General features: G+C 28.3%; 14 protein-coding genes. 9 read left to right on the top strand and 5 right to left on the bottom strand.

Annotated elements, in window-relative coordinates; all coding sequences use genetic code 11:
* Positions 1-116: 116 nt before the first annotated feature.
* Genes ACSIGC_RS11475 through ACSIGC_RS11465 form a run of 3 tightly spaced genes read right to left on the bottom strand, consistent with a single transcriptional unit; the run spans position 117 to position 3,645 of the window.
* Complete coding sequence (locus tag ACSIGC_RS11475; RefSeq protein WP_442264963.1) at positions 117-2,300, bottom strand: T9SS type A sorting domain-containing protein; 2,184 nt, start codon at positions 2,298-2,300, stop codon at positions 117-119.
* An 11-nt stretch (positions 2,301-2,311) separates the two neighbouring features.
* Positions 2,312-2,881, bottom strand: a complete 570-nt coding sequence (locus ACSIGC_RS11470; protein WP_442264962.1) for a hypothetical protein — start codon at positions 2,879-2,881, stop codon at positions 2,312-2,314.
* Between the two features lie 2 nt (positions 2,882-2,883).
* Positions 2,884-3,645: a DUF4412 domain-containing protein gene (locus tag ACSIGC_RS11465; RefSeq protein WP_442264961.1), complete on the bottom strand. Its 762-nt coding sequence runs from the start codon at positions 3,643-3,645 to the stop codon at positions 2,884-2,886.
* 107 nt (positions 3,646-3,752) lie between these two features.
* Here ACSIGC_RS11465 and ACSIGC_RS11460 point away from each other — a divergent pair, with 107 nt between their 5' ends.
* Together ACSIGC_RS11460 and ACSIGC_RS11455 are read left to right on the top strand one after the other, a co-directional pair.
* Entirely contained in the window at positions 3,753-4,295 is a 543-nt protein-coding gene (locus ACSIGC_RS11460; protein WP_442264960.1) for an RNA polymerase sigma factor, read from the top strand.
* Positions 4,288-5,010 (top strand): tetratricopeptide repeat protein, encoded by a 723-nt coding sequence (locus tag ACSIGC_RS11455; RefSeq protein ID WP_442264959.1) that lies wholly within the window; start codon positions 4,288-4,290, stop codon positions 5,008-5,010. The genes ACSIGC_RS11460 and ACSIGC_RS11455 overlap by 8 nt, the downstream gene beginning before the upstream one ends.
* 2 nt (positions 5,011-5,012) lie before the next feature.
* Here ACSIGC_RS11455 and ACSIGC_RS11450 read toward each other — a convergent pair whose 3' ends face one another.
* A complete protein-coding gene (locus ACSIGC_RS11450; RefSeq protein ID WP_442264958.1) occupies positions 5,013-5,579 on the bottom strand; it encodes a DUF3109 family protein in 567 nt (188 codons plus the stop codon).
* A 94-nt stretch (positions 5,580-5,673) separates the two neighbouring features.
* On the opposite strand from ACSIGC_RS11450, the gene ACSIGC_RS11445 reads away from it, so the two are divergent.
* The 5 genes from ACSIGC_RS11445 to ACSIGC_RS11425 all read left to right on the top strand — a co-directional run bounded on the left by ACSIGC_RS11445 (position 5,674) and on the right by ACSIGC_RS11425 (position 9,399).
* Entirely contained in the window at positions 5,674-6,255 is a 582-nt protein-coding gene (locus ACSIGC_RS11445; protein WP_442264957.1) for a MarC family protein, read from the top strand.
* Between the two features lies 1 nt (position 6,256).
* Entirely contained in the window at positions 6,257-6,871 is a 615-nt protein-coding gene (locus ACSIGC_RS11440) for an FAD-dependent oxidoreductase (RefSeq protein ID WP_442264956.1), read from the top strand.
* 184 nt (positions 6,872-7,055) lie between these two features.
* Positions 7,056-7,706 carry a hypothetical protein gene (locus tag ACSIGC_RS11435; protein ID WP_442264955.1) on the top strand — a complete coding sequence of 217 codons (651 nt, stop codon included), beginning with the start codon at positions 7,056-7,058 and terminating at the stop codon, positions 7,704-7,706.
* Entirely contained in the window at positions 7,706-8,722 is a 1,017-nt protein-coding gene (locus ACSIGC_RS11430) for a sensor histidine kinase (protein WP_442264954.1), read from the top strand. Before ACSIGC_RS11435 ends, ACSIGC_RS11430 begins: the two co-directional genes overlap by 1 nt.
* A complete protein-coding gene (locus ACSIGC_RS11425) occupies positions 8,719-9,399 on the top strand; it encodes a LytR/AlgR family response regulator transcription factor (protein ID WP_442264953.1) in 681 nt (226 codons plus the stop codon). The genes ACSIGC_RS11430 and ACSIGC_RS11425 overlap by 4 nt, the downstream gene beginning before the upstream one ends.
* Before the next feature lie 1,135 nt (positions 9,400-10,534).
* Here the strand turns inward: ACSIGC_RS11425 and ACSIGC_RS11420 are convergent.
* Complete coding sequence (locus ACSIGC_RS11420; protein ID WP_442264952.1) at positions 10,535-11,713, bottom strand: acyl-CoA dehydrogenase family protein; 1,179 nt, start codon at positions 11,711-11,713, stop codon at positions 10,535-10,537.
* Positions 11,714-11,782: 69 nt separating this feature from the next.
* Between ACSIGC_RS11420 and rnpA the strand changes: the two genes are divergently transcribed.
* Both rnpA and ACSIGC_RS11410 read left to right on the top strand, forming a co-directional pair.
* Positions 11,783-12,166 (top strand): ribonuclease P protein component, encoded by a 384-nt coding sequence (gene rnpA / locus ACSIGC_RS11415; RefSeq protein ID WP_442264951.1) that lies wholly within the window; start codon positions 11,783-11,785, stop codon positions 12,164-12,166.
* Entirely contained in the window at positions 12,156-13,778 is a 1,623-nt protein-coding gene (locus ACSIGC_RS11410; RefSeq protein ID WP_442264950.1) for a S41 family peptidase, read from the top strand. Before rnpA ends, ACSIGC_RS11410 begins: the two co-directional genes overlap by 11 nt.
* The last annotated feature ends 5 nt before the right edge of the window (positions 13,779-13,783 follow it).

Here is a 13,783-nt window from a genome sequence, read left to right as displayed (position 1 = left end):
TTAGATTGTCTTTTTATTAATGTATTCTTAAATAAAAGGTTAACATTTTTAAAAAGAAAGTCCCAGTATTTAAAATACTGAGACTTAAAGCAGAACAAACAATTCTATCAAAAAAACTAATTATCTACTATTATTTTTTGAGTAAAAACAGAAGTATTTGTTTTTATTTTAACAAGATAAATACCAGAATTCAATCCATCTAAATTCAGAGAGAACTCTAAATTTTTAATTACTTTTTTCTTTAAAACCAATTGCCCTGTAATTGTATATATTTCAACGTTATTAATTGTTTCAATATTTTTAGGATAAATTTTTATTTCTTTTGAAGCAGGATTAGGAAATATCTTAATGTTTTTTGTTTTGTTATTTTTTTCATCTTCAATAGATAGAACACTATTGTGTTTTATAAATAAATAAGCTTTTTTTTCTAAATTAATATTTAATCGGATGGTTTGGTTAACGTTATCAAAAGCATGAGGAGTTACTTCTTGCCAAGCATTATTTTGAAAAATAAGAACAGAAATGTCACTTGCACTTATTGAAGTATTTTGAAAATCATTTTTATGATATGATAATTCTACATCATATTCATTAATACTAGCAGAGGCTTCTATACTGTTTATGTTGTAAAACACATTTGCAATTCTTTCCTTTTCTATTGAATTTGGTAAGTTTATTATTTCATTTTTATAAATAGAGGAAATTGTGTCAAGCACCTGAATCTTTACTTTATTCACACTTCCGTTAATTGATTTAATTTCAGCCGTATACGAATTATCATTATACTCTAATGAAGCAATTGTAGAGCTTAATGAATTTCTATTAGCATTATTTGGTGTTAAAATTTCTGCTCTTTTTTCAGCGTTTAGAGTATACAATTTTCCATCATTAGTTGTAAATACAAACCCTGAATTATAAGTATAAAAATTATTTAAATTCAAATCTATTCCTTCAGGAAAAGAAAATTCAATAGTAATCGGTAAATTTACTTTAGGATCGTATGATAGAAGCTGATATCTTGATGCTCCTGACATTGAATATCGAGCTATGAAATATAGTTTATTGTTATTAATCTTTATGGTTCCAAAGTTATTAGCAAAAGCTGTTATAAAAGGAGGTAAATCCGCATAATCTGTTCCGCTGGCTTGACCGTTTGTTTTGTATAAACGTATTGTCCCATTACTAGTTTTTGACAGGATAAACACCTCGTTTTCAAATTGAATAAATTTAAAAGAGCTTGATGATTGTGTGGTAATTCCTAAATTTTCATCAGCCGGAGCAGAGTGAAAAGATCCACCAAAACTTCCTGTTTTATAATATAAAATTTGAGAATCAATTTTTCCTAAAATTTGTGATGAAAATTCTGTATTAGAATATGCTTTATAACCAAGTGAACCATCATCTCCATTATATATTGCCGTTTCAGTACTACCAAAATCGATATCTCCATTACTATAACAAATTGCAGTAGGATAATTACGGTCAACAGGTCCAGGAACAACATTAGTATAAAAACCATCTCTACCAGTAAAATAAATACGGTCATCTAATAAAAAATTATTAGGACTCACTCCTTTAAAAGCTGTTGGTTTACTTACCTTATTTTGTGTTACTCTTACATTAGTTAAAGCATCCACCTTATATATATCTTTCTCTCCCAAATAATTAGCAACAAAAAACACTTTTCCATCCCAACTAAAAAAATTAGTAGGTTTTGAATTAAATAACTCAGCATCTAACTTATATTCTCTAGACTCCGAAGTAATAGAATTGGCAATAAAATGACGTAAAAGCAATTTATTCTTTCCTCCTTCAAAAATTGTATCGACACTAATAACTCCATCATTTGCAACTAATTGTATGTTTTTATTACCACCTGGTTTTTCTTTTGTAAATCTGTTTTCAGGAATTAATAAAGTTCTTAAATCATTTAGTTTAGCTACATAAGTATCTTGTCCTGTTTGAAAAATTTTAGCATAAATATCCTTTCCTGCTGAAAAATTCCCCTCTTTATATAAAGCATAATTAGCATTAGATATAGTTTCTTGAAATAAAGCTATTTTATTTGTACCAGGAGTTAAATCTACACGAGTTTGTTTATCTCCAGTGCTTAAATAAGTACCAGAAGTTCCAGTTGTACTGTTGTCTATAAACGTATATAAAATATCATTATCATATATGGCTACAGATTGTACAAAACCAGAACCACTTCCTGATGGTTCATCTAATATTTTTAATTGACCATAAACACAAGAATAGCTAAATGCAATTAAAATTATAATAAATACATATGTTTTCATAAGTTCTTATTTTAAAATTTAGATTGGTTTGCTAAAAACTCTATAGTAACTTCTGTTATTATTGTTTCTTCTGAACCGTCGTCGTTAGTTATTTTAAATTTTATTGAATCTGTGAATGTTCCTGTAACTTTTCTTCTAAATTTCACAACACTCTTTTTCCAAGGAGTAACTTTAGTAATTTTAGTCTTTGTACAACCTGTGAAATCTCCATCAATTCTTTTATACTTCTGATTGTTCTTAAGATCTATAAAGTTTAAATGACCACATCCTGAAGTATATTTTTTAGTAGTCTGATCCCCTACTTTAGCTTCTCCTAAAAAACTTCTAGAAAAATTATGAATCTGAATTCCTTCTTCAGAAATAATTTTATTGGCACTTATTTGACTTACCTTATCGTGAAATCCGAGATTAATTTGACTCAAGTAATCTCCTTTTGCAGGTTTAAAAATATGTGTCCCTTTAAACGGCCCATTTTTAAAACTAATTTTGATGTATGGTTTTAAGTTTTTTGAAATCTTAAACTCTTCTTTAGGGTAAATCATAAGTAACATAACTCCTAAAACATATAAAACAGCTTTCATAATTAAAACATTGATTTATAGTCAGCCAAATTAACTTCGTACTTCTTGTCTTTTTCTATTTTTATGACTTGAACTAAACCTTTTTCGCCTGATTTAGATTCATAATCTAACTCCAACACAAAACCTTTAATATTAGTATTGTTTGTCATTCCTAATAAAGGTGCATAGTTAGATTCTATAGGAAACCTTGATGTTACCCAAATTGAAGCAGAACCTTCTTCATTTTTATATTGGTATTCTTCACAATTGTATCCTAAAATAGTTTTTGTATTTCCAGTTTTAATCAGGCCTTCTTCTCCTTGAGGCATTCTATCAGAATTATCAAATTCTATAGATTCACTTTCTTTTTTAATCTTCATACCGCCCGCATTAATTAAAGAAATAATTTTAGACGGTGTAATTACATTATAAATCTGATTTGTACCATCTACATTCATTTCCATACAAATCACATCTTCCCTCCTATTAAAAAGAAGATTAAAAACTGTTTTATCATTTTTTTCATTAGAAACTTCTACAGTAACGCTACCTTTAAAGAAATACTTTGTGCTTTCTGATGTTGTTTTTTTCTTTTTCTTCTTCTTTTTTAAAGCTCCGTCTATCGTTTCATCAGCTTTCTTATCAATTTTATTCATAGCTTTATTTTCAACTTTATCTTGAAGTCTTTTAGTAACCTTCTTCCAAAATTGAGCTTGTACATTCATTGGTGCATAAAGTAAACATGCTACAATACATACTGTTTTAATTAGTTTATTTGTTTTCATAATAGTAACTGTTTTATACCTTAATGTTTACTTTTAAAAAAGGTTAACATTACTATTGAAAAAAGTTTTTGAGATTTTTGTTTACTTTTAGAAAAAAATGACACTAAATGAATGATAGTGAGAAACTCCAGCGAATAAAAAAAGGAGACACTAAAATATTAAGGGAGATTTATATAGCATATAGAGAACCTTTTTTAGTGTTTGGTAAAAAGTTTAGTTCTTCTGATGAAGACCTCTTAGATGTATATCAAGATGCTATTATTGCATTTAGAGAACAAGTACTCAAAGGAAAAACAGACGATTTAAATTGTTCGTTGAAAACATATTTGTTTGGTATAGGAAAATATATGATTTTCGATAAAAACAGAAAACAAAACAAAGAAGTAAGCATTGTAAATCATGATATAAAAGATGATTATGATACAGTTGAAGTTCCTAGTTTTTCTGATACAATTAACCTACAACAAAGACAAATTCAAAAAGCATTACTCCAATTAGGAAAAAAATGTAAAGAGATTCTTACACTATTCTATTATAATAATTTAACTATAGAAGAGATTAAAGACTATTTGAAATACGATAATAAAAACGTAGTTAAGAGTCAGAAATCAAGATGTTTAAAACAATTAAAATCTAAGATCAATGGATAAGTTTTCACTTATAGAAAAATATTTTGAAGATACTTTATCTCCGAAGGAACGTGAAGAGTTTGATTCATTAATCAACACTGATTCAGAGTTTAAAAAGGATTTTGAATTTCAAACGAATCTACAACAAGCTATTCAACAAAATAAAAGAGAAGAACTAAAGAAAGAACTTCAAGATTTAGAGTTTAGCATTACAAATAAAGTAAAGAAAAAATCTGCATTCCCATTATTAAAAGTAGCAGCATCTATAGTTTTAATTTTTTCACTGGGAGCTTATTTCTTACTGAATAATAATCCTACTTCTTCAGAAGATTTATTTCAAGAATATTATAGTCCGTACGAAAATGTAGTACAACCTATTGTAAGAGGAGAATCGTCTGAAACCATAGAGTTTAAAGCTTTTATAAGCTACGAAAAACAAGAATACAAAGGGGCTTTAACTTTGTTTGAAGCTGCGTATAATAACACTCAAAAACCACATTTACTTTTATACAAGGCGAATTGTTTACTTTCTTTACAACAACCCGAACAAGCAATTAGCACTTTAAATGAATATCTTACTAAAGAAGAAATATTTAAAGATAAAGCAAATTGGTATTTAGGCTTAAGTTACTTACAACTAAACAATAAAGAACAAGCTAAAAAGTATTTTAAAAATGTTCGAGAATTTAGCGAATATAAAAACAAAGAAATAGAAGAGCTACTTAATAAATTATAAATTTATTTACGCTCTTCTGCAAATTTCTCTAACGCTGAGTACCAATTTTCTCCAAACTTTCTAATTAAAGCTTCTTTTACAAACTTGTATACAGGAACACCTAATTCCTCTCCTAAAGAGCAAGCATCATCACAAATTTCCCATTTGTGATAATTCACAGCAGAAAATTCGGCATAATCTTTTACTCGTACAGGATATAAATGACAAGAAACTGGCTTTTTCCAATCTACTAATCCTTTATTATAGGCCTCTTCTATAGCACACAAAGCTGTATTTTTTTCATCGAAAATTACATAAGCGCACTCAGCATGATTTACTAGTGGTGTTTCTAATTCTCCAAAATCACTTGTCACCCAAGTTCCTTGAGATTCTATAGCTTCTATACCTTCTTTACGAAGAAATGGCTTTACTTTCGGATAAATTTCTTCTAAAATCTTTGTTTCTTCCTTGTCTAATGGAGCTCCTGCTTCTCCTTCAACACAACAAATACCTTTGCATGCAGATAAGTTACATACAAACTCCTTTTCTATAATGTCTTCTGAGACTATTGTTTTTCCTAACTGAAACATAGCGCAAAAATAAACTTATTTTTACTACATTTAATTCCATTAATACATACTTTTGCCGCTTGTTTTAAAAAAAGTATAACTAAAAACATCAGTTATGGATTTTAATTTAAATGAAATTTTCACTGCATTCATGGTATTATTTGCCGTGATTGATATTGTAGGTAACATTCCTATTATTATCGATTTACGAAAAAAAGTTGGTCATATTCAATCTGAAAAAGCATCAATTATTGCCGGATTAATTATGATTTTATTTTTATTCGTAGGACAACGATTATTAGGATTTATTGGAATTGATGTAAATTCTTTTGCTGTTGCTGGTTCGTTTATCTTATTCTTTATTGCTTTAGAAATGATTCTTGGTATCACTTTATATAAAGATGAAGAAGATCAAGCGCTTAATGCTACAGTATTTCCTTTAGCCTTTCCTTTAATTGCTGGGCCTGGTAGTTTAACAACTTTACTATCACTTAGAGCAGAATTTCAATTAATGAATATTATTATAGCCGTTTTATTAAATGTCATTGTAATTTATTTAGTATTAAAAACTTCTGCTAAAATTGAACGCTTAATTGGTAAAAACGGTATTGCAATTATTAGAAAAATATTCGGAGTAATACTATTAGCCATAGCTGTAAAACTTTTTGCTGCAAATATTAAAATGTTATTGGCTTAATATGGAGTTTGATGTTTTAATTATTGGTGGTGGTGTTGCTGGTATGCAGTGTGCCTTAGTTTTAGGCTCTGCAAAAGAGAAATGGTTTGCCAAAAACAAAAACATTGGAATTATTATGCACCAAAGAAGTTCGCATTTACAAAACGCTTTATTTAATAACGTTTTAGGATTAAATCCTGGTTTTTTAGGTAAAGATATTTTAGAAATGGGAAAAAATCAAATGAATGAACTTTACCCTCATATTAATCAAATTCATAATGAAAAAGTTGAGGCTGTTCTCGATGATCAAAATGGTTATAAAGTAATAACTAACAAAGAAACATACTTTACGAAAAATGTTGTTATTGCTTTAAATTATGCTAAACCATTTTCTATAGCTGGACTAGAACAATATGTTGAAAAACATTCTCGTGCTAACCCAATGAAAGATCGAATTCAACTACGAAATTTTAATCACCTTATCAAAGATGGTTTATATGCCTGCGGAACAATCGCAGGTTGGAGAAGTCAATATGCTATAGCAGCTGGTAGCGGTGCTTCTGTTGCTACAGACATTCTTACGTTATGGAATGATAACATTTCAACAAAAATTCACGATAAAATTAATGCTGAATAAATGATTATTCAGCATTAACTTTATTATAAACTTACATTTATCACCTCTTTAAAGAAACTATAAATCACTCTAACTTTATTTCATATTTCGTGTTTGACTAGAAAACAATAGTGTTCATCGAAAAAAATTTCAATTCTTTTTACTTTAAGGTTCTTTTGACTCAAATAATTTAAATTTGAGTATTATGAAAACGAAACACATAATTTTAGTTTTAAGTTTAATAGTTTTTAATTCTTGTATTGTAAAATCTTTAAATCCTTTTTACACAAAAGATACTGTAAAACATATAGAAAGTTTAATTGGAGAATGGAAAGACAATAGTAATAATAGTTGGAAGATCATTTCTACAAAAGCAGAATTCTCTAAGCCTGAAAATAATGAAGGGGAAATTTCTAAGGAAGAAAAAATACTACGAGAGCAGTTTAAAAACTCTTACTTTGTTGAATATAAAAAAAAGAAAGAAACTTCTACTTTTATCGCAACACCTTTTAAAATTGAAAATCAATATTTTTTAGACTTTATCCCTTTTGATTCTGATAATGTTGATTTAAGTTCTTTAATGAAATACCATATTGTTTATACTCATTCGCTTGTAAAACTTGATATGTTAAGCGATGGAACTGTTAGTATAAAATGGTTTGATGAAAAAAGATTAGAAAAATTATTCACAGAAAAAAAGATAAAAATCAAACACAAAAAAGTTGGTGTGATGAAAGATGATATTTTATTAACTGCAACTTCTGAAGAATTACAACAGTTTTTAAAGAAATATATGGTTTCTAAATCTGTTGAAAAATGGGAAACTGAAACAAAGTTTACTTTAACAAAGAGTTAATGAAGCTTCATAAAAAATATAATATTTGGAACAGACACAATATAGCCACATTCAACGTTATATTGTGGCTGTTCTTTTTTGTCATTTTACTGTTTATCTTTTCTGATTATCCTATTCAAAAGATTGATATCATTTACACTGTAAGCTATCTAATCACATTAGTCCCTCCAGTTACTTTAGGGTTGTATTATTTTATTCCAAAACTTTTAAAAAAGGAAAAAAATGTACTCTTTGTAATTTGTATACTTACAACTACCTTATTCTTTTCCTTCTTAAATATTTCATTTCATAATATTTTAATTGATTTCTTGTTTCCAGATTATTTCTTTATTTCTTACTTAAAAAATTCTCAAATAGTGTTTTTGTTTATAACTGCTGTTTTCTTAGCCGTTTTTGTTAAGCTTGCAGAAGATTGGATTTATTTTAATCAAAAAGAAAAAGCGGCTCTACAGTTAGAACTTTCAGTTTTAAAAAATCAGATTAATCCTCATTTTTTATTTAACGCCTTAAATGTATTGTACTCTTTATCAATAAATAAAAAAGAAGAAACAACGCAAGCTATCTTACAATTATCAGATATTTTAAGATACGGTATTTATGAAACAGAAAATGAAAAGATTCCTTTAAGTAAAGAAATTGAACTTATTAAAAATTACATCGATTTTGAAAAAAACAGAAGTGCGCTTAATGCTAAAATTGATTTTGAACACACTATAGAAAAAGATCAAAAAATCCCTCCGATGCTTTTGTTACCTTTAATTGAAAACGCTTTTAAACATGGAATTAAAAGTGGTGTACAAAACCCTTTTGTACACATTAAATTAATAGAAGGAAATAATAATTTATCTTTTAGTATTTCTAATAATTTTTTAATCAGAAAAAATAAAACTCCTTACTCAGGTATAGGAATACAAAATGTTAAAAAACATTTAGAAATTTTATTCCCTAATCAACATCATCTAGAAATTACTTCTAAAAATGAGAAGTATTCTGTTTCATTAACAATAGAATTATGATCAAAAAAATAAACTGCATTATTATAGATGATGAACCTTCATCTCAAAATGTATTAGAACAATTTGTGAAAAAAATTGATTTTTTAGAATTAAAAGCTGTCTGCAATCACGCTCAAGAAGCACAAAAAGTGATAGAAGTTGAAAAAGTAGACTTATTGTTTTTAGATATTAATATGCCTATCATCTCAGGATTAGACTTTTATAAGTCGTTAATCAATCCACCTTTAGTTATTTTCACAACTGCATATGCAGAATTCGCTGTAGAAGGTTTTGATGTAAATGCAACCGATTATTTATTGAAGCCTTTTTCGTTCGAACGTTTTCAGAAAGCTGTAATTAAAGCTAAAGATATTTTAAAGCAAGATGAAGACAAACTTATTCTTAAAGCAGATAAAAGATTACATATTATAAAATTTGAAGACATCTTATTTGTTCAATCGTTAGGAGATTATGTTAAAGTACATACCACGAATAACACATTAACAACCTATAGTAAATTAAGTACTATGATAGAAAAGTTACCTTCAAACAATTTTATTCAAGTTCATAAATCATATGCTATAAATATTCAAAAAGTAAATTTTATAGAAGGAAACCATTTACTAATTTCCGAGCACAAAATCCCTATTGGCCAAAAACATAAACAAAACTTAACCAAACACTTAAACAACTATTAAGCTATTTTAATTAAATACGGAAAATCACATTTTATTATGCGGATATCCCTTTTTAAAAACTAAAAAACCATCTTACATTTGTAATGTAATTGTTTATTACATAAAACATTAGGGATTATTTAAAATTAACAACATGGGAAAATTATTACTTTTTAAAATTAACAAAATAGCCAAATCATTTACTCAAGCTTTAACTGAATGTGCTAAAGGAGCAAGTTACGCTTTACAACACTAAAAAATTAGTACCCCCCGAAACTTATAAACTATATCAAAAGCCACCTTTAATGGGTGGTTTTTCCTTTTAGTCTTAAGGAAAAAACCTTTTTACAACTACGGAAAACTACACGTTATCTTGCGGTTTTCCCCTTGCAAAAACCTTGTTACTGTCACTATATTTGTAATGTAATTATTTATTACACAAAACATTAGGGATTATTTAAAATTAACAACATGGGAAAATTATTACTTTTCAAAATTAACAAAATAACGAAATCATTTGCTCAAGCTTTAACTGAATGTGCTAAAGGAGCAAGTTACGCTTTACAGCACTAAAAAATAGTACCCCCCGAATACTTAAAACCATATCAATAAACCACCTTAACAGGTGGTTTTTCTGCTCTTAAAACTTAGGAAAAACCCTTTTACAATTACGGAAAATTACATGTTATCTTGCGGTTTTCCCTTTGTAATAACCTTATTGTGCCCACTATATTTGCAATGTTATTCTTTAATAACAAGTTTAGGGATTATTTTAAAATTAAAATTATGGGGAAAATTTTAATCATTAAAGCTAGAAGAATTTTAAAACGTTTTTTATTAGCTTTAAGAGAGTGGGGTAAAGGAGCAAGTTACGCTTTACAACACTAAACCGAACTTAATGTAAAAGCTATCGGTATTTCTTCGATAGCTTTTCTATTTTGTTTAAAAACCGTAGGGTGTTTAAACTCTGAGTTGTATTACTATCAGATAACCAACATTAAAACGGGAAATAAAATGAAACAATTTGAAGGGATATTAAAGAGATTAACTAATATTTTAAAAGAGATTACTAAAACTCTAGGCAAACTGGGTGAAGGGGCCAGTTATGCAATTCAACATTAGTTATCAAAAAAAGCTACCCTATCTGGTAGCTTTTTTATTTAAAAGCATTTAAACCTGTAATATCAAGTCCAGTAATTAATAAATGGACATCATGTGTACCTTCATAAGTAATTACACTTTCTAGATTCATTGCATGTCTCATAATAGAATATTCGCCAGAAATTCCCATTGCCCCTAAAACTTGTCTAGCTTCTCTTGCAATATTGATAGCCATTTCTACATTATTTCGTTTAGCCATTGAGATTTGTGCTGAAGTCGCTTTTCCTTCATTTTTCAAAACACCTAATCGCCAAGCCATTAATTGTGCCTTTGTTATTTCTGTAATCATTTCAGCTAATTTTTTTTGCTGTAACTGAAATTGTCCAATTGGTTTTCCGAATTGAGTTCTTTCTTTTGAATATCTTAATGCAGTATCATAACAATCCATAGCTGCACCAATTGCTCCCCAAGCAATACCATAACGCGCATGATCTAAACATTTTAAGGGAGCTCCTAACCCAGATTTATTAGGTAATATATTTTCTTTTGGCACTTTTACATTATTAAAAATAAGTTCTCCTGTAATTGATGCTCTTAACGACCATTTATTTTTAGTTTCTGGAGTTGTAAAACCTTCCATACTACGTTCTACAATTAAACCATGTACTCTACCTTCTTCATTTTTAGCCCAAACTACAGCCACATCACAAATAGGAGAATTAGAAATCCACATTTTTGCTCCATTCAACAAATAATGATCTCCCATATCTTTAAACTTCGTTTCCATTCCACCCGGGTTAGACCCATGATTTGGCTCTGTTAAACCAAAACTTCCAATCCATTCTCCTGAAGCTAATTTTGGTAAATATTTTTTTCGTTGTTCTTCTGACCCATAATTAAATATTGGTCCCATTACCAAAGAAGTTTGAACAGAAGCTGTAGAACGAATACCACTATCTCCTCTCTCTAACTCTTGCATAATTAAACCGTACGAGATTTGATCTAATCCTGCTCCTCCATATTCAGAAGGAATATAAGAACCAAAAGCTCCTACTTCTGCTAATCCAGTTACTAATTGTTTTGGAAATTCTGACTTTTGAGCATACTCTTCAATAATTGGTGATAACTCTTTTTTCACCCAACTACGTGTGGTATTTCTAACTAACTTATGCTCATCTGATAATAGATCATCTACTAAATAATAATCTGGTGCTTGAAAAAGATCGGGTTTCATATTCATTTACTTTATTCAAAAATAGCTAAAAAAACAGATATTAATCTTTCTTTGCTTATGTTTGTCCTAATGAAATTCACACTAGGAAAGCAAGAACGTTTAAAGAGTAGAAAGTTAATTTCACAATTATTTACTGAAGGTAAATCTATTAAAGTTTTTCCTTTAAGAATGGTGTATTTAAAAATTGAACATCATTCAAATTTCCCAGTTCAATGTGGAGTTTCTGTTCCAAAACGAAACTTTAAAAAAGCTGTAGATAGAAATAGAATTAAACGTTTATTAAGGGAAAGTTATCGTTTACAAAAAAATATAGTGTATTCGGAAGTTGATAAACCTTATGTGTTTATGATTTCTTATCTTGCAAAAGAAGAGTGGCAATACGCAGACTTAGAATCCTCAATGGAGAAACTTTTAAAGAAGTTTATCACAAAAATTTCTGAAGATGAGAAATAAAAAAATTTTAATTCTAATTGTTGGTTGTGTAATTATTGTTTCTTTTTCTTTTCAGTCTCGTTTCTTCGAGATTGCAAAACAAATAGAAATTTACAACAATTTATATAAGACACTAAATGTTGATTACATTAACGAAATAAATCCTGGTGAAATTACAACCAAGGCTATAAATAATACCTTAGAAAATTTAGATCCCTACACTCGTTTTTATAATGAGCAACAAGTAGAAGATGCAAAAATTAGGCGTGAAGGTGAATATGGAGGAATTGGAATTTCTTCTTGGTACTCTAAACAAGGAATTACAATTCGTACCATAAAAGAAGGGTTTCCTGCTGATAAAATTGGTTTAAAAGCTGGCGATATAATTATCGATGTTAATAACCAAAAACTACAAGGTTTAGATAATGAAAACTTGTCTCAAGTTTTAAAAGGAATTCCTGGTACGGCTATTTCATTAGTCGTTAAAAGAGGAGATAAAACATTAAATTTTAAATTAGAATTAGATAAAATTATTGACGATCCAGTTCCTTATTTTGAGATGATTAATAAAGATACTGGTTATGTTATATTAACTCAATTTACAGTTAGAAAATCTACCGATGGTGTAAGAAATGCTATTAATGTACTGAAAGAAAAAGGGATGAAAAAATTAGTTTTCGACCTAAGAAGTAATCCTGGTGGATCTTTGTATGATGCTGTAAATATTACTAATTTATTCATTCCTAAAGGAAAAAGAGTTGTTGACACTAAAGGAAAAACAAAAAAGAATTCTAGAAGCTATACTACTAGTCAAGATGCTCTAGATGAAACATTACCTGTTGTAGTATTAATAAATGACAGATCGGCATCGGCATCTGAAATTGTATCTGGAGCATTACAAGATTATGATAGAGCTGTAGTTTTAGGTGAACGATCTTTCGGAAAAGGATTAGTACAACGCTATTTCGATTTACCATATGGTACACAGATGAAAGCTACAATTTCTAAATACTATACCCCTAGTGGAAGATGTATTCAGGAATTAGATTATGCTAATCGTAACTGGAAAACAGGGAAAGTTCCTAAATTTTCTGATGGACAAGTAAACACTTTTAAAACTGAAAATGGTAGAGCTGTATATGATGGTGGAGGTGTAACTCCTGATGTAAAAGTTAATATCTCTAAAAAAACTGAAGAAACTGAGAAACTTTTAAATTCTAGAGCAATTTTTAATTTTGCTACAGATTATGTGAGAAAAAATCCAAAATCGGATATTAATTCTTTTTCGTTTAATGGTTTTGAAAATTTTAAAACATATTTAAAAACAAAAGATACTGCTTTTGTAACAGAGCAAGAAAAGTTATTTAAAGAAGCTTATAAAAAGCTGAAAAATAAAGATAATGTTGCTTCAGATTACAATCAATTAATCACAAAAATAAAAACGTATAAAGTTCAACAGATTAATAAAAATAAAGATATTCTGTTAGAAAAAATACAAGATGAAATTTTACAACAATATTTTTATAAGAAAGGTGTTTATCAATACCATTTGAAAAATGATGCCACGATCAAACAAGCAGTTCAGATATTAAATGATGAATCTAAGTACAATAAAATATTAGGAAATAGCTAAAAAGT

The sequence above is a fragment of the Tenacibaculum aquaeponti genome, assembly GCF_052084715.1.
Lineage (GTDB): Bacteria > Bacteroidota > Bacteroidia > Flavobacteriales > Flavobacteriaceae > Polaribacter.
Note: the sequence above shows the minus strand (reverse complement) of the source record. Positions and strands in the feature narration are given on the sequence as shown.